This window comes from Flavobacterium sp. T12S277, assembly GCF_048514875.1.
In the GTDB taxonomy this organism is placed as follows: Bacteria; Bacteroidota; Bacteroidia; order Flavobacteriales; family Flavobacteriaceae; genus Flavobacterium.
Genome location: NZ_JBLYEG010000005.1, coordinates 257,932 through 279,679, shown reverse-complemented (window position 1 = coordinate 279,679; position 21,748 = coordinate 257,932). Strand labels below are relative to the sequence as shown.

At 37.5% G+C, this 21,748-nt stretch carries 14 protein-coding genes; 7 read left to right on the top strand and 7 right to left on the bottom strand.

Annotated elements, in window-relative coordinates; translation table 11 throughout:
• Position 1: 1 nt before the first annotated feature.
• The 3 genes from ACN1CN_RS10445 to ACN1CN_RS10435 form a co-directional block, all read right to left on the bottom strand.
• Complete coding sequence (locus ACN1CN_RS10445; RefSeq protein WP_264526046.1) at positions 2–991, bottom strand: aspartate-semialdehyde dehydrogenase; 990 nt, start codon at positions 989–991, stop codon at positions 2–4.
• A 165-nt stretch (positions 992–1,156) separates the two neighbouring features.
• Positions 1,157–1,570, bottom strand: a complete 414-nt coding sequence (gene mscL, locus ACN1CN_RS10440) for a large conductance mechanosensitive channel protein MscL (protein WP_264526045.1) — start codon at positions 1,568–1,570, stop codon at positions 1,157–1,159.
• 68 nt (positions 1,571–1,638) lie between these two features.
• Complete coding sequence (locus ACN1CN_RS10435; RefSeq protein WP_419135605.1) at positions 1,639–4,110, bottom strand: bifunctional UDP-N-acetylmuramoyl-tripeptide:D-alanyl-D-alanine ligase/alanine racemase; 2,472 nt, start codon at positions 4,108–4,110, stop codon at positions 1,639–1,641.
• A gap of 373 nt (positions 4,111–4,483) precedes the next feature.
• Here ACN1CN_RS10435 and ACN1CN_RS10430 point away from each other — a divergent pair, with 373 nt between their 5' ends.
• On the top strand, positions 4,484–5,089 hold the full coding sequence (locus ACN1CN_RS10430) for a hypothetical protein (RefSeq protein ID WP_264526043.1): 606 nt from the start codon (positions 4,484–4,486) through the stop codon (positions 5,087–5,089).
• Here the strand turns inward: ACN1CN_RS10430 and ACN1CN_RS10425 are convergent.
• Positions 5,084–5,797: a porin family protein gene (locus ACN1CN_RS10425; protein ID WP_264526373.1), complete on the bottom strand. Its 714-nt coding sequence runs from the start codon at positions 5,795–5,797 to the stop codon at positions 5,084–5,086. The two genes, ACN1CN_RS10430 and ACN1CN_RS10425, sit on opposite strands and share 6 nt — an antisense overlap.
• 221 nt (positions 5,798–6,018) lie before the next feature.
• On the opposite strand from ACN1CN_RS10425, the gene ACN1CN_RS10420 reads away from it, so the two are divergent.
• The 4 genes from ACN1CN_RS10420 (at position 6,019) to ACN1CN_RS10405 (ending at position 12,290) form a co-directional block, all read left to right on the top strand.
• The gene (locus tag ACN1CN_RS10420) at positions 6,019–6,372 is read left to right on the top strand and encodes a hypothetical protein (RefSeq protein WP_263362458.1); all 354 of its coding nucleotides are present in this window, start codon (positions 6,019–6,021) and stop codon (positions 6,370–6,372) included.
• 157 nt (positions 6,373–6,529) lie between these two features.
• Positions 6,530–8,737: a TonB-dependent receptor gene (locus ACN1CN_RS10415; RefSeq protein ID WP_419135604.1), complete on the top strand. Its 2,208-nt coding sequence runs from the start codon at positions 6,530–6,532 to the stop codon at positions 8,735–8,737.
• 143 nt (positions 8,738–8,880) lie between these two features.
• Positions 8,881–10,989 carry a prolyl oligopeptidase family serine peptidase gene (locus tag ACN1CN_RS10410; RefSeq protein ID WP_419135603.1) on the top strand — a complete coding sequence of 703 codons (2,109 nt, stop codon included), beginning with the start codon at positions 8,881–8,883 and terminating at the stop codon, positions 10,987–10,989.
• A gap of 308 nt (positions 10,990–11,297) precedes the next feature.
• On the top strand, positions 11,298–12,290 hold the full coding sequence (locus ACN1CN_RS10405) for a Gfo/Idh/MocA family protein (RefSeq protein WP_264526040.1): 993 nt from the start codon (positions 11,298–11,300) through the stop codon (positions 12,288–12,290).
• A gap of 344 nt (positions 12,291–12,634) precedes the next feature.
• Here the strand turns inward: ACN1CN_RS10405 and ACN1CN_RS10400 are convergent, their stop codons facing one another.
• The 3 genes from ACN1CN_RS10400 to ACN1CN_RS10390 form a co-directional block, all read right to left on the bottom strand.
• Positions 12,635–13,603, bottom strand: coding sequence for an outer membrane beta-barrel protein (locus tag ACN1CN_RS10400; protein ID WP_264526039.1), 969 nt, complete (start codon positions 13,601–13,603; stop codon positions 12,635–12,637).
• A 177-nt stretch (positions 13,604–13,780) separates the two neighbouring features.
• Entirely contained in the window at positions 13,781–18,316 is a 4,536-nt protein-coding gene (gene dnaE / locus ACN1CN_RS10395; RefSeq protein WP_264526038.1) for a DNA polymerase III subunit alpha, read from the bottom strand.
• Between the two features lie 166 nt (positions 18,317–18,482).
• Positions 18,483–18,902, bottom strand: a complete 420-nt coding sequence (locus tag ACN1CN_RS10390) for a DUF417 family protein (RefSeq protein ID WP_291284891.1) — start codon at positions 18,900–18,902, stop codon at positions 18,483–18,485.
• 603 nt (positions 18,903–19,505) lie between these two features.
• Between ACN1CN_RS10390 and leuC the strand changes: the two genes are divergently transcribed.
• A complete protein-coding gene (leuC, locus tag ACN1CN_RS10385; RefSeq protein WP_419135602.1) occupies positions 19,506–20,900 on the top strand; it encodes a 3-isopropylmalate dehydratase large subunit in 1,395 nt (464 codons plus the stop codon).
• A 153-nt stretch (positions 20,901–21,053) separates the two neighbouring features.
• Positions 21,054–21,650 (top strand): 3-isopropylmalate dehydratase small subunit, encoded by a 597-nt coding sequence (gene leuD, locus ACN1CN_RS10380; RefSeq protein ID WP_419135601.1) that lies wholly within the window; start codon positions 21,054–21,056, stop codon positions 21,648–21,650.
• Positions 21,651–21,748 lie beyond the last annotated feature (98 nt).

The following is a 21,748-nucleotide window of genomic DNA, read 5'->3' as shown; positions in this document are numbered from 1 at the left end:
TTTATACCAAACCGGCTGCAATTAAATACTCAGCGATTTGAATGGTGTTGGTTGCAGCTCCTTTTCTCAGGTTATCGGCAACAATCCATAGGTTCAATGTATTTGGCTGGCTTTCGTCACGACGAATTCTACCCACAAAGACATCATTTTTACCCTCTGCATATAATGGCATTGGATAAGTAAAAGTATCTAAATTATCCTGTACCACTACTCCATCAGTATTGTGCAGAATTTCACGAACTTCGTTTACATCGAAGTCATTCGTAAACTCAACATTTACTGCCTCGCTATGTCCGCCAACAACTGGTACACGAACTGCAGTAGCCGTTACTCTGATGGTGTTGTCTCCAAGAATCTTTTGAGTCTCACGAACCAATTTCATCTCTTCTTTAGTGTATCCGTTTTCTTCAAAACTGTCGCAATGTGGAATAGCATTTCTGTGAATTGGATATTTGTAAGCCAACTCTCCCTGAACTCCTGCGTACTCATTTTCCAACTGTCTTACTGCTTTTACTCCAGTTCCGGTGATCGACTGATAAGTAGAAACGATAATTCTTTTAATATTGTATTTTCTGTGCAAAGGAGCCAATGTCAACACCATTTGAATGGTTGAACAGTTTGGGTTTGCAATAATTTTATCTTCTTTGGTTAAAGTCGAAGCATTGATTTCCGGAACTACTAATTTCTTAGTCGGGTCCATTCTCCAAGCCGATGAATTATCAATAACAGTTGTTCCGGCTGCAGCAAATTTTGGTGCCCATTCCAGTGAAGTCTCTCCTCCGGCTGAAAAAACCGCAATATCAGCTTTCATATCAACTGCTGTTTGCAATCCTACCACTTTATATTTTGTTCCTTTGTATTCGATTTCTTTTCCTACTGATTTCTCAGAAGCTACAGGAATTAACTCGGTAACAGGAAAATTTCTTTCTGCTAAAACTCTAAGCATTACTTCGCCAACCATACCAGTGGCACCTACAACGGCTATTCTCATTTTTATATTTTTAGTATGAATTAATCTATTTCGTTATGCAAAAGTATACATAATAAAAGTCAAAACAACGCTCTTCACAAAAAATAACAAAATGTTACAAAACAAACAAAAACAAAAAAACCGCCCCAATTAAGGAACGGTTAAGTTAGACTTAGTGTAGCGGAATTATTTTTTAAGCAAATCTCTAATTTGCGTAAGTAGCTCTTCTTGAGTTGGTCCGGCAGGTGCCGCAACCACAGGTTCTTTTTTCTTCGCTTTTTCAGCAGCTCTCAGTACAACAAATACGAAAAACGATATAATTACAAAATTAATTATCGCCTGAACTAAATTTCCATACGTAATTACTGCAGCTCCGGCGGCTTTAGCAGCTGCCAAATTTGGATACGCATTGCCATCCAGTGTAACAAATTTTTGAGTAAAATCAATTCCTCCTGTAAGTAAACCAACAACTGGCATAATAATATCGTCTACAGCAGAACCCACTATTTTTCCAAATGCACCACCAATAACGACAGCCGTCGCTAAACTAAGCACATCACCTTTTAGCAAAGAAGCTTTAAAATCTGCAAAAAATCCCATAATCGATTATTTTAGTTTATACTTAATTGATCTCGAAAATACACAATTTTCCTGACAATTTGTTAAGATTATCTAAAAAACACTCTTTTTACCCGTTGCGAGATGCTGGTCATGATTTCGTAGGGTATTGTTTTTAAGGCTGTTGCCATTTCGACAACCGTCGGATTTTCTCCAAAAATGATTACTGAATCTCCTTCTTTACAATCAATCTCGCTTACATCTACCATGAGCATGTCCATACAAACGCTTCCTAAAATGAATGCTTTTTGATTCTTAATCACCACATAACCTACCTGATTGCCCCATAAACGCGAAATTCCGTCTGCATAACCAATAGGAATTGTAGCGACTCTGGTTTCTTTCTGTGCCATAAAACGGCGTCCGTAACCCACGCTGTCTCCCGACGGAATTGTTCGCACCTGAGAAATAATCGATTTTAAAGTTCCCACATTTTCGAGGTACTTCTGCTCGGCCGGATCGTTGGATACACCATACAAACCAATTCCCAAACGCACCATATTGTATTGCGCATCCGGAAAGTTACTTATTCCGGAAGTGTTCAGAATATGGCGAATAGGGTTAATATTTAAGGCTGTAATTAATTTTACGGACAAAGTCTCAAACAAACGAATCTGAGATCTCACAAAATCAAAATGTTTTTCCTCATCACTGGTTGCCAAATGCGACAGTACACTTTTTACTTTTACGGTCGAATTTCCTCTCAGAGTTTCAATTAATTCACCTAAAGTGTCTTCTTCAAAACCCAGACGGTGCATTCCGGTATCCAGTTTGATGTGAATCGGAAAGTCTTTTAAATTCTTTTCTCTGGCAATTTTCAAAAAGGCTTTTAGTCCCTTAACACTATAAATTTCGGGCTCTAAATGGTATTGTATGATTGAAGGAAAGCTGGTCGATTCCGGATTCAGAACCATGATTGGCAACTTTATCCCGCCGTTTTTAAGTGAAATCCCTTCATCGGCAAATGCCACTCCCAAATAATCTACCTTGTGATGTTCGAGCAATTTGCCAATTTCCAATCCTCCATTTCCGTAACCAAAGGCCTTAACCATGACCATCAGCTTCACACCGGAAGCTAGTTTTGATTTATAATAATTGAGGTTATGACTAATCGAATTCAGGTTAATCTCTAGTATCGTTTCATGGGTTTTCTCTTCCAGCAAGGACACAATTTCTTCAAACTGAAATGATCTCGCTCCTTTGATTAAAATGGTTTCATTTTCAAAGTTCAGACTTTCAATTTGCGTAATAAATTCGACTGTATTCTGAAAAGTGGTACAATTCGAAAATTTAGAGGCAAAGGAAGAAATGGTTGCTCCGATGGCTATAACGCGGTTTATTTTATTGTCTGCAATTAACTGTGCTACTTTTGTGTACAGCTCTTCATTAGAAAATCCACTTTGAAAAATATCCGACAGTATAACCGTTTTTGAAGCGTTTTTTTTCTGCTGGCTTTCTAAAAAGTCCAATGCAATTTTTAGCGACTGAAAGTCTGAACTGTAACTGTCATCGATAATACTGCAATTGTTGATTCCGTTTTTAACCTCAAGACGCATTTGTACCGGATACAAATTTTGAAATCGATTTTGAATGGTTTCCGCATCGTACTTCAGATAAAGCATGACCAACAAACAGGAGATCGCATTTTCGATGGAGGCCGAATCACTGAATGGGATTTCGAAATCGAAAATTTCATTCCCATAACGGGCCTGAATACTCGTTGTTTCGTCTTCATTCACCCGCTTCACCACAAAAACATCTGCCGATTCCTCAGTAAAACTCCATGAAAAAAGGACTCTTTCGGGTAAAACATATTCCTGCTCTAGTTTCGCCAGACAGGTATCTACAAGTTTATTATTCTGATAGATAATAACGGCCGAATTCTTAAACAGCAGTAATTTTTGATCGATTTTTTCTTCCAGATTTTTAAAACCCTCATCATGTGCCGAACCAATGCTCGTTAAAACTCCAATATTGGGTTTAATGATTCTTTCGAGCTTCTCCATTTCATTGACCGTCGATATTCCGGCTTCGAAAATACCCAGGTTATGTTTTTCATTAATCGCAATTACAGACAATGGAACACCTACCTGAGAGTTGTAACTTTTAGGGCTTCGGATAATATTATAGTCGGGACTCAACAGAAAATTCAGCCATTCCTTTACGATCGTTTTACCGTTGCTTCCGGTCAATCCGATGATAGGAAATGTAAACAGCTTGCGATAATAACCCGCAAATTCCTGTAAAGCCTGCAACGTATTTTTGACCACTAAAAAACTAGCTTTCCCCTTTACATTCTCCGGGATATACTGTACCACAAAATTCTGAACTCCTTTGTCTATAAGTTCTTCTATATACAAATGAGCATCATTATTAACCCCTGACAAGGCAATAAACAAAGTTTTAGAACCGTTTTGTAGAGAACGGCTGTCGATCGAAATGTGATCAACGAAAACATCAGAATCTGGACCCATCCATTCGGCTTCGAGAACCGGAATCAGGCTTTTTATATTTATGCTCATTAAGATTTTCTTTTTGTCAAATTTAAAAAAAGGTTTGCCAGCAAAATCACAAATTTTCACTAATTATTTGTGGTGATTTTTGCCACAGCTTGCTAAAAAAAGTTTGCCGCGAATGGCACGAGTTGGTACTAATTCTTTGTGTGTTTTTGCCACGAATTACATGACTTTTCGCTAGTTCTTTGCGGTTACTTTGGCCACAGATTAAAAAAGATTTTCGCAGATTTTTTCTTATTCAACAGATCGATCTGCCTGAAACAAATGTCCGTCGCATTAAAAAAATAGGGCGCAAGTTAAAATTTGTGCTAATTTGTGCAATTCGTAACAAAAAAACATTATTTGTTTATATTTGCTTAACACCACTAAATACAACGTTTTGAAAAGAATTCTGCCTACATTTTCCTATATCTTACATCCTATTTTTATATCGATGTATGCTACCCTGTTTTATCTTTTTTGCAAGCAGGATCTCTTTAGTACTCAGGAAAAATATTATGTGTTGTTTCAGATTCTGATCATCACTATTCTGGTGCCCATACTGTTCTATCTTTTGCTTCGTTCGACAGGACATGTAAATTCGGTTATGGTTCACGAGACCTCACAACGCAAAATCCCTTTAATTTTACAGTGTTTTTTATATATTTTACTGGTCAAAAGAAGCATTATCATTACCCGATATCCTGAATTGCACTTCTTCTTTCTCGGTGCTTTGTTTAGTACTATTTTGGCTTTGATTTGCTCGTTGTTTAAAATAAAAGCAAGTTTGCACATGATGGCCATCAGCGGATTCACCATTTTTGTGATTGGGCTAAACATACATCTTCAGATGCAAAACCCTTATTGGAGTGCTTTCCTGATTTTAATGACGGGAATCGTTGCTTCTTCACGCTTAGAAATGGAAGCCCACTCGCCTAACGAACTGGTAATAGGAACTTTTATTGGAATTTTACCGCAGCTCTTGTTTTTGTATTTGTGGTTATAAAATGTAGAATATCAATCCGGCATTAAGCGTTCTTACGTTAATATTTTGTCCGGAAACCGTTGTTACGTCTTTAAACAAAGGACTTAATCCATAATTGAGATAAAGGTTCCAGGTGTTATACCCTACAGCCAGATATACGCTGTATTGCAATTTGTTGATATCCGGATTGTTCGAAATTTTAAACGTTTCTTCCCCCGTATCTAAAATGGATTTGTTAGAGAATACATAGCTTACTTTAAATCCGCTATAGATTCTCCAGAATTTAGTACTTTCATAAGTCGAATTTCTCCAGCGAAATTCTATTGGCAAATCAACCGAATATTGTTTGTATCTGTTGGACGAAATATCATTATAATCGGTTACTTCATAGGTCAAAGCTCCATCTGCCCCTTTGGCGATGGTTAAATTTTGATTATAATTCTGATAACTCAAACCTAAACCAGTAGCAATGGCAACGGTTCTGCTTTTATTGACTGGCATGTCACGCAGGAAACCGGCAGAAAGTCCGGCAGAAAATTTATTTTGTTTAAGCCCCTGCGGAATCTTTGTCAGAAGATTATAGGTAACCGAAAAATAAAACTGATCTTCCCGATACAAAGAATCGATTTTAACCACAGGCTTCACTTCTGGCTTTACCTCCGGTTTAACTTCCTGGGCAAAAGAATTAAAAAACGATACTAAAAACAAACAACTAAAAAGTAATCGCATATCGTATTTTGGTTTTAAAGAGTTTTTCAAGTAAACGTTTTTTAGGAGAGTTTTATTTCAATTACAAATATAATATAATGCTAGTTCAGGATACAATTTGAATGTCATTATTCGCTTTTCGATTCCGAAAAAATGCTTTTTCTAAACTTTTTTCAATGAATCGTTAACAGAATCTAAAAAATAAATCTATTTTTCTCCTTTCTTTTATACCTTTGCCCTTGATGAAAAGAAAACAACTCATACTAAGTGTTTCTTTGGCCCTGATGGTATTGTTCTCAATATTCTTTCAGTCCATACACAGTTATGAGCATATTGTAAAGCAGCTTTCAGAAAAACAATGCCACCACGATTACAATGATCCAAGTGGTGAAATAACACATCAGCACCATAATTATGACTTATGTTATGTTTGTCATTTTGCTTTTGGCAGTTATGTTGTTCCCGAAGAAATGGCGCTTCAGTTTCACCATTTCGATAACGAAATTCCCTATTTCTTTACGCTTTCCGAACGAATCTTTTCATTTTCAGAAAGTGCCTATTTATTGCGCGGACCTCCGCAAGCTATAGTTTCCTAAATTTCGAAATACACGAAATCAATTCTAAATCTTTTTATCTAATTCTAAAAAATTAGTGAATTTCCCCATCCTGAAACTTTCAGGATCGGCAAGTTTTACTATTCATTTTAGTTTCTGATGAAGAGGCAAATTCAATTAACTATAGCATCATTTTCAAATGAAAAAACTAATATTAGCCCTTATTTTAGGGTTTACGGGCATCCTTTCTGCCCAAAATTCGGTATCGGGAACTGTAATCGATCTTCAAAACAAACCCTTAGCCGGCGTATCTGTTTATGCAGCTGAACTACACAAAGGAACTACAACAGATGAAAACGGAAAATATGAATTTAAGAATCTCCCAAACGGCAGTTTCCGACTTTCTTTTACCATAATAGGTTATACAACACAAAGCAAAACAATTGCTAAATTACTAAAGGAAAACACCTTAGACATTACCCTTACTGAATCTGTTTTTGAAATGGATGAAGTGGTGGTGTCAACACCTTTCAACAAACTGCAATCGCAGAACGTAATGAAAGTGGAACACGAAAGCATTAAAACATTACAACAAAAAGGAACTTCCACTTTAATTGAAGGTTTGGCGACTATTCCCGGAGTTTCTCAAATTTCTACCGGAACTTCGATTGGAAAACCGGTGATTAGAGGTTTAAGCGGAAATCGCGTTTTGGTGTATTCTCAGGGAGTTCGTATCGAAAATCAACAATTTGGTGACGAACACGGACTGGGTCTTAATGATGCCGGAATAGAAAGTGTTGAAGTCATCAAAGGGCCTGCCTCTTTATTGTATGGCTCTGATGCCTTAGGTGGTGTCTTATATTTTAATCCGGAGAAATTTGCCGATGCCAATACGTTTAAAGCTAATTTCAGTCAAAAATATTTTACCAATACACAAGGAAGCAATTCTTCTATCGGACTAAAAACCTCAACGGACAACTGGAAGTTTTTAGCCAGAGGAAGTTTCAACACGCACTCTGATTACAAAATTGCCGATGGCGACCGCGTAACCAATTCCCGCTATAACGAAACCGATTTTAAAACCGGAGTTGGATACAGCAATTCCCGTTTTTCAAGTGTTTTACGATACAATTACAACAAATTAGACATTGGAATTCCGGAAGAAGGAATCGCAGAACAATCGTCAAGCAAAAATACAATGTTCCCAAGACAAGGCATCTTCAATCATTTATTAAGTTTGAACAATGTGATTTTCTTTGAAAACTCAAAACTGGATGTTGATTTAGGTTATATCGCTAATGACAGAAGCGAATTTGAAGACAGCAACAACGCTTCTCTTCACATGAAACTGAATACTCTTAATTACAATGTCAAATATCATTTCCCAAAATTCGGTAAAATCGAAACTATTGTGGGCGTTCAGGGAATGCACCAGACCAATAAAAATTCAGGAGAAGAATATTTAATTCCGGATGCAACTACCAATGATTTTGGTGCTTTTGGAACTGCAAATTACGAATGGAACAATAACGTTTTACAAGCCGGACTGCGTTTCGACAACCGAAAAGTAACTTCTGAAGCACACGGAACTGAAGGTGAAGAAGGTTATTTTCAGCCTTTAGACCGATCATTTGACAGCTTTAATGCTTCTTTAGGATATAAAACAAAGCTTGCCGAGCCACTAACACTTCGATTGAATGTGGCTACAGGTTTCAGAGCTCCAAATTTAGCCGAGCTAACATCAAACGGAGTTCATGAAGGAACAAACCGCTACGAAATTGGAAACGGCAATTTGAAAACCGAACAAAACGTTCAGACAGATTTAAATCTGGAATACAAAAATACTCATTTTGAATTTTTCATCAACGGATTTTACAATCACGTAAACAACTATATCTACACTTCTCCAACTGGTGAGGTACGCGATGAGAATGATGTTTTTGCTTATGTTCAGAACAATGCCAAATTGTACGGAGGAGAAGCAGGATTGCACTTTCACCCGCACCCACTAGATTGGTTGCATTTTGAAACCAGTTTTGAAACCGTTACCGGTAAAAAACAAAACAATGATTACCTGCCTTTAATTCCTGCCAACAACTGGAACAATACTTTAAGAACAGAGTTCAAAATTAAAGACTGGTTTGAAGAAGGATATGCTTCTTTAAACGTTTCTTCGACTTTTAGTCAGGATAAAGTAAGTGGTTTTGAGACTGCTTCAAAAGGGTACACTTTGGTGAATTTAGGTTTTGGAGGAACAGTAAAATTAGGCAAACATGCTTTTGATGTTAACCTGAACGGAAACAATTTATTTGATAAAAAATACATTGCGCACCTATCCAGACTAAAAACGGACGGTATTCCGAATATCGGACGAAATATTGTACTTGGAGTTAACTTCAATCTGTAACATTTTTAGACCCTATGCGACCTATAGCTTAAATCAGTTAAATCCTGACTAAGCAAGCTTATATGTCGTATAGGGTTTAACTTTTTATCCTTATTATTTCACAACAAAAAGGCTATTTTTGCTATAACTGTTAAACACAAATTATGAAAAAAACATTTCTTCTAATGGCAATCACAACTGCAGGGATTTCATTCGGGCAAAACAAAATCCAATATCCCGAAACTAAAAAAGGCGAAACTGTTGATGTGTATTTTGACACTAAAGTAAGCGATCCGTATCGTTGGCTTGAAGATGACAAATCAGCTGAAACAGGAGCCTGGGTAAAGGCTCAAAACGAGGTAACTTACGGTTATTTAGATAAAATTCCATTCCGAGATGAACTTAAGAAACGCATGGAAAAATTATGGAACTACGAGAAAATCAGTGCTCCATTTTTAGAAGGAAAATTTACGTATTATTCTAAAAACAACGGACTTCAGAATCAATCTGTAGTATATAGAAAAGGGAAAGACGGTAAAGAAGAGGTTTTCTTAGATCCGAATACTTTTTCTAAAGACGGAACAACTTCTCTTGGTGGATTAAATTTCTCTAAAGACGGCTCAAAAGCTGCATATGCTATTTCTGAAGGAGGAAGCGACTGGAGAAAAGTAATCATCATCGATGCGATCTCTAAAAAAGTTTTAGAAGATACTTTGGTGGATGTAAAATTTAGCGGCGTTTCATGGCATGGCAACAGTGGGTTTTACTACTCTAGTTACGACAAACCAAAAGGAAGCGAATTATCTGCAAAAACTGATCAGCACAAATTGTATTTCCACAAACTGGGAACTTCTCAAAAAGAAGACAAAGTGATTTACGGAGCCGATCAAAAACGTAGATATATAGGTGGTTACGTTACTGAAGATGATAAATATCTGGTAATTTCTGCGGCCAATTCTACTTACGGAAACGAGTTATTCATTAAAGACTTAACGAAAGCGAATAGTCCGATTGTAACGATTGTTGACAATTTTAACAGCAGCAATCAGATTATCGAGAATGAAGGAACTAAATTGTTTATCGAAACGGACTTAAACGCACCAAACACGCGTGTGGTTACCGTTGATGTAAGCAATCCGAAACCTGAAAACTGGAAAGATTTTATTAAAGAAACGAAAGACATCCTGTCTCCTTCAACAGGTGGAGGATTCTTCTTTGCCAATTATACCAAAGATGCCGTTTCGTTTGTTCAACAATACGATTACAGCGGAAAACTAATCCGTGAAATCAAACTTCCGGCAGTAGGAACCGCAGGAGGATTTGGAGGAAAAAAAGAAGAGAAAACGTTATACTACAGCTTTACAAACTATACAACTCCGGGAACAATTTATTCTTTCGAACCAAAATCAGGTAAGTCAGAAGTATATCAAAAACCAAAAGTTGATTTCAAAAGCGAGGATTACGAATCAAAACAAGTATTCTATACGTCAAAAGACGGAACAAAAATCCCGATGATTATTACGTATAAAAAAGGACTAAAATTAGACGGTAAAAACCCAACCATCCTTTATGGATATGGTGGATTCAACGTTAGTTTAACGCCAAGTTTCAGTATTGCAAATGCCGTTTGGTTAGAAAATGGAGGTGTTTATGCGGTTGCCAATTTAAGAGGTGGTGGTGAATATGGTAAAAAATGGCACGATGCAGGAACTAAATTGCAAAAGCAAAATGTGTTTGACGACTTTATTGCTGCAGGTGAGTATTTGATTGCACAAAAATACACTTCTTCTGACTTCCTTGCTATTCGCGGAGGTTCTAACGGAGGTTTGTTAGTTGGAGCAACTATGACACAACGTCCTGATTTAATGAAAGTAGCCTTACCGGCTGTTGGTGTAATGGATATGTTACGTTACCATACTTTTACTGCTGGTGCAGGTTGGGCTTACGATTACGGAACTTCACAGGATAACAAAGAAATGTTTGAATACCTTAAAGGATACTCTCCGGTACAAAACGTAAAAAAAGGCGTTCAGTACCCTGCAACTATGGTAACAACCGGTGATCACGATGACCGTGTAGTTCCTGCACACAGTTTTAAATTTGCTTCTGAATTGCAAGAGAAACAAACAGGAAACAATCCGGTTTTAATTCGTATTGACGTAAAAGCGGGTCACGGAGCAGGAAAATCTGTTGCTGCAACAATTCAGGAAAGCGTAGACATCCAAGCGTTTACACTTTACAATATGGGCTTTAAAGCTTTACCTAAAAAGTAATACTTTAAGCTAAGTTTTTTTAGCCGCGAATTCACGAATTAATTTTGTGAGTTCGTGGCTTTATTTTTTTAGCTACAGATTAAAAGGATTATGGTGATTTTTATAAGCTGTGTGTCTATTAATCTGAATAAAAAATAATTCGTGAATTCATGGCTGTTTTTTTTTTGCCACAGATTAAACGGATGATTATGATTTTTAATCTGTGAAAATCATTTTAATCCGCGGCTAACCTTTATAAATCTGCTGAAAAAAAATCGTGTAATTCATGGCAAACTTTTTAAATTTGAAAGAACTAAAAAACTAGAAAAATGAAAATTGTAAAATGGGGAATTATAGGCTGTGGTAATGTAACTGAAGTTAAAAGCGGTCCTGCTTTTCAAAAAGCTTCCAATTCGGCTTTAGTTGCTGTTATGCGCAGGGATGCAGCTCTGGCTGAAGATTACGCCAAACGCCATAATGTCCCTAAATGGTATTCCAACGCCATCGATTTAATTAACGATCCTGAAGTTGATGCCGTTTATATTGCGACACCTCCATCATCTCATAAAGAATATACCATTTTATGCGCCAAAGCCGGAAAACCTGTTTACGTGGAAAAACCAATGGCTTTGAATTTTGAAGAATGCAATGAAATGATCCGTGTTTGTAAAGAACACAATGTACCACTATTTGTTGCCTATTACAGAAGACGTCTTCCAAGATTCCTAAAAATAAAAGAACTAATCGACCAAAACAAAATTGGAACTGTCAGACATGTCAATTGCGTTTTATACCATTCGTTTGAAAAGCGTTATGACGATGAAATCAATTTGCCCTGGACGGTTTTACCGCACATTTCCGGTGGTGGAATATTTGTTGATTTGGCTTGCCACACTTTAGATTTTCTTGACTTCGTGTTTGGACCTATAAAATCAGTTCGCGGACATGCCAGCTCACAACTCAAAGCCTATCCGGCAGAAGATTCGGTTTCTATGTCTTTTTTATTCGAGAACGGAATTCACGGAACCGGTTTGTGGAATTTTGCCAGTTTTGAACGTTATGACAATACGGATATTGTAGGCGACAAAGGAAAGATTTCGTTCTCTACTTTCGGGAATGATCCCATTCATATTCAATATACAAATGGTGAAAAAGAAAGTATCACGATCGAAAATCCGCTTCACATTCAATTGCCACTTGTTGAAACTGTGGTTGCTGAAATTTTAGGCAAAGAGGATTTTTCTCCATCAAAAGGAACAACAGCCGCAAGAACCACCTGGGTAATCGATGAAGTTTTAAAGGAATTCAGGAACTCAAAATAAAGGGACTGGCAGCTTTGCTTAACGCAGATTTTTTCCTGTTATCATTAGCCTTAACCACAACCTTGTCATTTCGACGTAAGGAGAAATCCCACTAGCAGCTCACCAAAGATTGGCAAATTTCTATGCGGAGTTTCTTGTGTCATTCCGAAGAATGAGGAATCCACTAGCAGCTCGCCAAAGATTGGCGATTTTCTATGAGGAGTTTCTTGTGTGATTTCTCCTTTTAGTCGAAATGACAAGAAACAAGAGAAATGACAAAAAGCAAAAGAAATAACAAAAAACAAAAAAGAGGATATTCGTTACGAATATCCTCTTTTTTAAAAAACTAAAAAACTTTTATAAAATTATAGGCTGTATTTAAGACCTAAAGTCAATCCTAAACCTGAAATTCCAACGTAAGAACTTAATTCGTTCATTGGTTTAGTAGAATCGTATCCTGCTGCATTATATTCTTTATTGTTAGAGCTTCCGTCTAAATGATCTACATATTTAGTATGAATTGCAGAATATGAAGCCGTTCTGAAAGCAGTAGTTTCATTTAATTTATCTACACCATTTTCAGTATATATTGTAGTTTCTTTCGTTTTTCCGTGTACAGTAAAGTTACGGTATTCTAATTCAGCGAAAGCAGAAATGTGTTTTCCTAATTTATAAGAAGTTCCTAAAGACGCCATAAATCCAAGTGTTGGATTTGGTTTAACTACATCTTTTGAGAAAGCATTTGTTGAAGCAACTTGATTAGCTCCTACAAAAGTAGAATATTGTCTGTCTGTTTTAATATCTAATGTACCATGAACCGGAACAATAACTCCAACTTTAGTATACGGTTCAAAACCATGAGATTCTCCTAAAAACATTACAATTGCCGGTGCTAAATCAAATGCTTTAATTTCACCATTTGCTGTAAAACTTACATAAGTAGCTGCCGGGCTAACAGCTGGATTATATGAAATAAGTCTGTTTGTTGTTTGAGACATTGTTTTTTCATTACTAACATAGTAGTTTGCTGACATCTCAACTCCTAAACGTGCTGAAAATCTATAACCAGCAGTAACTCCACTTCTGAAACCTTGTCCAAAAGATCCTGTAACACTTTCTCTTGATGCTAATTTATTATTTGCTAAAGTACCTGCATAAACATCTCTGTTTGGCAATTGACCTCCAACAACAGGAAATTCTGTCGAAGCAGTTTGATTAAAATAAGATCCTCCTAATTTAAAATACCAGCTTTCTGGTTTATCCGCTTTTTCTGTTTGCGCCATTGTGGCCATAGAGCAAACTAATAATCCTAATAAAAATAGGTTCTTTTTCATAATTTTGATTAAATTAATTTTTACAAACATAGATTATTTTAACATAATCCTGCCGTTTGCAATGTTAGACTTGGAACGAAATCGTTGTAATTTTGAGCAATATTACTAAAAAACTATTATGCATGCATAATTTTAACTTAAAAAAAATGCATTCTTTTAAATTTTAACTGTTAAAATTTAATTTAGCTTAAAATTGATCTGCATTTTTTCCAATTCCATCAATAACTCAGTTGAGATTTTAACTTTTAACCTGCGGCTTGGCATTGTTAATTTGGTCACGACCTTTATTTCTTCGACTTCGTTTACTTCCTGAATTTTTGTTTCTTCAATACCATCTTCCCGATCATTTTCTTCTACAAAAACAGCATCTTCCGTTTCTTCAAAATCTGTTGGCGTTTCTACCTCAACCAGTCGCTTTACTTTTTCTAATTCCATGATCTCAAAAGTCACTGAATTATCGCCTTTGTTTTCACTAAACAAATGACTTAATCTATGAATAAATTCGGCGCCCAGATCTTTTATGTTCAATAACAAAATCAACTTTTTAGCAAAAGCCTCCAGAATATCCTGCAATTGCCTTATTTCAACAAACTGCATTCTTGGATCCGATTTTTTACCGGTGTCATGATTGACCCAGCCGTCTTTTATTAATATTTTGATGAAAGCAAAGTTGTTCTGAATCAGGAAATGGCGGAATTTTAAATATTCTTCACCAAAAATCTTAAACTCATAACTTTCGTCATAACCTTCTAAGTTAAATACCGCCCAGCCCTTTCCATTTTTGGCCACACGATGCTGAACATTGTTTATGATTCCGGCAAAATTTAGATTTTTACCCACAAATTCGTTCATGCTTTTCAGAGATTCTAAGCGGTTATTGCAGAAATACTTCATCTCGAATCTAAAATCGTCCAGCGGATGTCCTGAAATATAAATTCCGACTACTTCTTTTTCCTTTGCCAGTTTCTCCATGGTACTCCAGTCTTCACACGGTGGTACAACAGGCTCAGCAATCTGCACTTCACTGGCTTCTCCAAATAAACTTACCTGTGACGAGTTTTCGTTTTCCTGAAATTTCGATCCGTAACGCATCGCTTTTTCATAAAACGTTATTCCGTCGCCATCATCATGAAAATACTGCGCTCTTGTTGTTCCTTCAAATGAATCGAAACCTCCTGCCAGCGCCAGGTTCTCAATTGCTTTTTTATTGGCAGCACGCAAATCAATACGCTTAGCCAAATCAAAAATCGATTTGTATCTTCCGTCTTTTCTGTTTTCTACAATAGTTGCAACGGCTCCGGAACCAACTCCTTTAATAGCTCCCATTCCAAAACGAACCGCATATTCGTCATTTACGGTAAATTTATAGTAAGATTCGTTTACGTCCGGTCCTAAAACCTGCAAGCCCATTCGTTTACATTCTTCCATAAAAAACGACACTTGTTTGATATCGTTCATGTTATTCGAAAGAACCGCCGCCATATATTCTGCCGGATAATGCGCTTTTAAGTAAGCGGTCTGATAAGCAATCCAGGCATAACAAGTCGAGTGCGATTTGTTGAAGGCGTAACTCGCAAAGGCCTCCCAGTCTTTCCAGATTTTCTCCAGAACTTTGGCATCATGACCTTTTTTTGCGGCCTGCTCCACAAATTTAGGCTTCATCTTGTCCAGTACGTCCTTTTGTTTCTTACCCATCGCCTTACGCAAAACGTCGGCCTCACCTTTTGTAAAGTCAGCCAGCGATTGCGACAAAAGCATTACCTGCTCCTGATACACCGTAATTCCGTAGGTTTCTCCTAAATATTCTTCACAGGCATCTAAATCGTATTTGATTTCCTCTTCTCCATTTTTTCTTCGAACGAAAGATGGAATATACTCCAAAGGTCCCGGACGATATAGGGCATTCATTGCAATTAAATCTCCAAAAACCGTAGGCTTCAGATCCTTCATGTACTTCTGCATTCCGGGCGACTCGTACTGGAAGATTCCAACCGTTTCTCCTCTTTGGAACAGTGCATACGTCTCCACATCATCAATTGGAAATGTATCGGGATCCAGATCAATTCCGTTTCTATATTTTACCAGTTTAACGGTGTCTTTTATCAGGGTAAGGGTCTTCAGACCCAGGAAGTCCATCTTCAGCAATCCTGCACTTTCTGCTACCGAGTTATCAAACTGGGTCACATACAAATCAGAATCTTTTGCTGTGGTAACGGGAACGAAATTCGTAATATCCGATGGCGTAATGATTACACCACAAGCGTGAATTCCGGTATTTCGCATCGATCCTTCAAGAATTTTTGCCTGTTGAATGGTTTCTCCCGCCAAATCATCTTCATTGGCAATGGCGATTAATTCTTTTACATTGTCGTATTCATCAGAACGAAGTGCTTTTTTAACTTCATCCTCGCTTTCTGAAATAAAACGCGCTAAATTCCATTTGGAAGGCATCATTGCCGGAATCAGTTTTGCAATTCTATCGGCTTCAAACAATGGTAAATCCAGTACACGAGCCGTATCACGAATCGCAGATTTGGTTGCCATTTTACCATAGGTAATAATTTGCGCTACCTGATTTTGACCGTATTTATTAATTACGTAGTCCATAACACGACCACGACCCTCGTCATCAAAATCGATATCAATATCGGGCATCGATACACGATCCGGATTTAAGAAACGCTCAAAAAGCAAATCGTACTTAATCGGGTCAATATTGGTAATTCCTAAACAATACGCTACCGCAGAACCGGCAGCAGATCCACGACCGGGACCCACCGAAACGTCCATATTTCTGGCTTCGGCGATGAAATCCTGAACGATCAAAAAGTAACCCGGATATCCGGAGTTCGAAATGGTCAGGAGCTCAAAATCCAAACGTTCCTGGATAGACTCTGTAATTTCTCCGTATCGTTTTTTTGCGCCCACCATAGTAAGATGGCGCAAATATTTGTTCTCTCCCCTAACACCTCCATCAGCTTCATCTTCGGCAACCACAAACTCTTCCGGAATATCAAATTTAGGAAGCAATACATCGCGATAAAGTGAGTATCCTTCCACTTTGTCTATGATTTCCTGAATGTTAATGATCGCATCCGGCAAATCGGTAAAGAGCTTTTTCATCTCTTCTCCCGACTTGTAGTAGTACTCCTGATTCGGTAATCCGTAACGATATCCACGGCCACGGCCAATTGGTGTCGCTTGTTTTTCACCATCTTTTACACACAGCAAAATGTCGTGGGCGTTGGCGTCTTCCTTATTTAAATAGTAAGTATTATTGGTGGCAATTAATTTGACATCGTGTTTTTTCGAAAATTCAATCAGTGTTTTGTTTACACGGTTTTCATCTTCCTGATTGTGACGCATCACTTCCAGATAAAAATCATCTCCAAATTGTTCTTTCCACCAAATCAAAGCTTCTTCGGCCTGGTTTTCACCAATATTCAGAATTTTACTCGGAATCTCTCCGTATAAATTCCCCGACAACACCATGATGTCTTCTTTGTATTTTTCAATAATGGTACGGTCAATCCTCGGAACATAATAAAATCCGTTGGTAAAGGCAATCGACGACATTTTGGCCAGATTGTGATAACCGTTTTTGTTTTTGGCTAATAATACAACCTGATTACCATTGTCTTTTTTACTTTTATCCAGGTGGTTCTCACAAACATTAAATTCGCAGCCCACAATCGGTTTTATCTCTGTTTCCGTAGGCTCTTCACCTGCTTCTACCAAAGCTTTGTTTTTTGCTGATGCCCCTTTATTGTGATTCATAACGGCGCTCACAAAGTGAAAAGCTCCCATCATGTTTCCGGTATCGGTCATGGCAACAGCCGGCATTCCATTCTTGGCAGTAGCCGCAACGATATTTCCAATTCCTATCGTTGATTGCAATACCGAAAACTGCGTATGATTGTGCAAATGCGCATATTTTGCTGCTTTAAAATCTTCTCTGTCAGAATGCGAAACGGCAGGTTCTTTTCCAACAGATTCTAAAGCCTTTAACTGCTCTCTAATTTTATCCGAAGCAGCCTTTAAATTGATATGTTTTAATCCGATTAACGGAAATTCCTGTGGATTTCTGTTTTGAAATTCCTTAAAATAATCTTTAGGAACATCCAGCTCTTCTTTGGTAAAAACTTCTCTTCTGATTAACTCCAGGAAACAACGCGTAGTTGCCTCAACGTCGGCAGTTGCGTTGTGCGCTTCCGCGAAAGGTTTATTGAAAAGAAAGCTGTGTAACTCGGTTAAGGTTGGTAATTTAAACTTACCTCCACGACCTCCCGGAAGCTGCAATAACGAAGCCGTAACCTCGGTACAGGTATCCAGAACCGGCATCGAACTCATAGGAGAATCCACGCCCATTCTGTGGAATTCGGCCCCCATAATATTAACGTCAAAACCTAAATTCTGACCAACAATAAACTTGGTTTTACTTAAAGCAATATTGAATTTCTCCAAAACCTCGGCCAGGGTGATTCCGTCCGCATCAGCCAATTCTGTCGAAATTCCATGAATACGTTCTGCATCGTACGGAATATTAAATCCGTCAGGCTTCACCAGATAATCCTGATGTTCTATCAGCTGCCCCATTTCGTCATGAAGCTGCCATGCGATCTGAATACAGCGAGGCCAGTTATCAGAATCGGTTATTGGAGCGTCCCAACGTTTTGGTAATCCAGTAGTTTCGGTATCGAATATTAAGTACATAGGTATAAAAAGACAAATTTAAAATTCCAAATTCTAAGTTTCGCATCTCCTAAATCACTGATTATATGAGTTATAAAAAAAGTTGAGATACAAAATTGAGGAAGTTCAAATTTAGTCTTTTTTTAGAGAAAGAATGTAGGTTTTTATCAATACCGCTCAATATTTTTTATTCTTTGCCTTTTACAAAAACCAGCAGCGAAATTGCCAGATACGGAATGTCTTTTAAAATAAAAAAATCGGTTACAGGAAACCCTTCAACCATTTTAAAAACACCCGGAGTGGTTACTAAAAAACTCAGTGTCGTTACAAATATAATCACTGACGCAAAACCGGCATAAAAACCAATTCTTCTTAAAAATAAAGAAGCCAACAGACCAATCCCGGTCAGTACTTCAAAAATTCCGATAAGATTTGAAACCTGCTGCACCGACATTACTTTGTACATCCAGCCCATGGCAAAATGATTTTCAACCAGTTCTTTTATCGCTCCGGCTTCGACCGCCGTAAACTTAAAAAGCCCAACCCAGACTAAAATAATCACAGTTCCCACAACTCCCAGTTTGTACGCAAATTCATTTAAATTCATGATATTATTTTTAAAAATTAGAATAGTCAAAATTAACCCTTGCTTTTAGAAGCAAATGTCAGATAGCCGTCATTAGCGGTCAATTTGTTTCCAAACAATCCTGCTTCTTTTCATTTATTTTCATTCTAAAAAACAAAAAAATACAGTTCTTGGATGTCGTATTATTTCCATTAAAATTTTACAGCCAATCAAACCCGTCAAACGCATTGAAACCGCTTTAAAAAGTGTTCGTATTTGACCTTTCACAAACTCAAAAAAGAATTAAAAATTAACAATTATTGTCGTTTTTATTGATTTTGTTACATTTTTAAAACCAAAAAACCATATTTCATAGTGATTTATAGGGGATTCCGCCGACTATCAAAAACAAAAGCCGTTCGTTAAAAATTAATCCGAAAAAGAAAAATAAAACCCATTTGGTATTCCTTTTACGGTCCAAAATTGATCGTACGAAAGCCAATCGCAATTTGTATTTTCAGTTTGGGTATCGTATATAATGGAATATTGAAATTGACCACTTTGCAGCTTTTTCTAATTTTGCTTTCCTATTATATAAGCAGGAAGTTGCTGTGATTATAGAAATTACAATTAAAAAAATAAAAAATGAGTAAGACATTATTTGACAAAGTATGGGATTCACATGTAGTGCGTAAAATTGAAGATGGACCAGATGTGTTTTTTATTGACCGCCATTTCATTCACGAAGTTACAAGTCCTGTTGCTTTTTTAGGATTGAAAGCCAGAGGCGTTACTGTTTTATACCCGGAACGTACTTTTGCAACTGCAGACCACAATACACCAACGATTAACCAACATTTACCAGTTCAGGATCCGTTATCAGCCAATCAGCTTCAGGCTCTTGAAGACAATGCCAATGAATATGGGATTTCACACTGGGGATTGGGACATATTAAAAATGGAATTGTGCACGTAGTAGGTCCTGAAAACGGAATTACTTTGCCAGGTGCTACTATTGTTTGCGGAGATTCACACACCTCTACTCATGGTGCTTTTGGAGCTATTGCTTTTGGTATCGGAACCTCTGAAGTTGAAATGGTACTTTCTACTCAATGTATCATGCAGCCAAAACCAAAGAAAATGCGTATTAACGTAAACGGTCAATTAAGCAAAGGCGTTGGCCCAAAAGACGTTGCTCTATATATTATTGCTCAGTTAACCACTTCTGGCGGAACGGGTTATTTTGTTGAATATGCCGGAGATGTTTTCGAAAATATGACGATGGAAGGCCGTATGACGGTTTGTAACCTTAGTATTGAAATGGGTGCGAGAGGCGGAATGATCGCTCCTGATCAGACTACTTTCGATTTCCTTGAAGGAAAATTATATGCTCCAAAAGGAGAAGCCTGGACTAAAGCTGTTGCCTACTGGAAAACATTAAAAACGGATCCGGACGCTATTTTTGACGCCGAATTGAACATCAATGCTGCAGATATTGAACCAATGATTACTTATGGTACTAACCCAGGAATGGGAATTGGTATCTCCAAACATATTCCGAATGCCAACCAGGTTGAAGGCGGTGCCGAAACTTACAAAAAATCTTTGGCTTACATGGGATTCAGTGAAGACGATGTGATGATTGGAAAACCAATTGATTATGTTTTCTTAGGAAGCTGTACCAACGGACGTATTGAAGATTTCAGGGCTTTCGCCGAAATTGTAAAAGGAAGAAAAAAAGCAGATAACGTTACAGCCTGGTTAGTTCCCGGTTCTCATGTTGTGGAAGCTCAAATTAAAGAAGAAGGTATTTTAGACATTCTTACGGATGCCGGTTTTGTATTACGTCAGCCGGGTTGTTCTGCCTGTTTAGCGATGAACGACGATAAGGTTCCTGCCGGAAAATATGCAGTAAGTACCTCTAACCGAAATTTTGAAGGCCGTCAGGGTCCCGGTTCAAGAACCTTATTAGCAAGTCCGATTATGGCTGCCGCTGCCGCTGTTACCGGAAAACTAACAGACCCGAGAGAGCTCTTTTAATTCCTGCTATAAGCTTTAAGCAATAGGCTTTAAGCTTATAACAGATTTTCAAAAAAAAGGCTCACAGCTTATAGCTCACTACCTAAAGCAAACAAAATAATACACTGTAGGAAAAGCCTAAAGCTTATAGCCTACAGCCTAAAGCAAACAAAAATGGCATACGATAAATTTAATATACTTACCAGCAGCGCGGTGCCGCTGCCAATTGAAAACGTAGATACCGATCAAATCATTCCGGCTCGTTTTCTAAAAGCAACTAAACGTGAAGGCTTTGGAGACAACCTGTTTAGAGACTGGAGATACAACGGAGACGATACTCCAAAAGCTGATTTCGTTTTAAACGATTCAACTTATAGCGGAAAAATTCTTGTTGGAGGAAAAAACTTCGGTTCAGGATCTTCAAGAGAACACGCTGCCTGGGCAGTTTACGATTACGGATTTAGAGCTGTAGTTTCAAGTTTCTTTGCCGATATCTTCAAAGGAAACTGTTTGAATATTGGAGTTTTACCGGTTCAGGTGAGTCCTGAATTTGCAGATACCATTTTCAAAGCAATCGAAGCTGATCCTAAAACTGAATTAGAAATCAACTTACCGAATCAAACGATTACTTTGTTGACGACAGGCCAACGGGAATCATTTGCAATTAACGGTTACAAAAAGAACAACATGATCAATGGTTTTGACGACATTGATTATTTACAAAATATTAAAGAAGAAATTGTGGCTTTTGCCGATAAACTTCCTTATTAAAAAATCAAGTCCAGTCCCTTGAGGCCCGGTAGGTTTTTTTTTAAATCTGTCGGGTCTTTATCACTTAAACCAAACAACACAACAACAATTTACCTGTA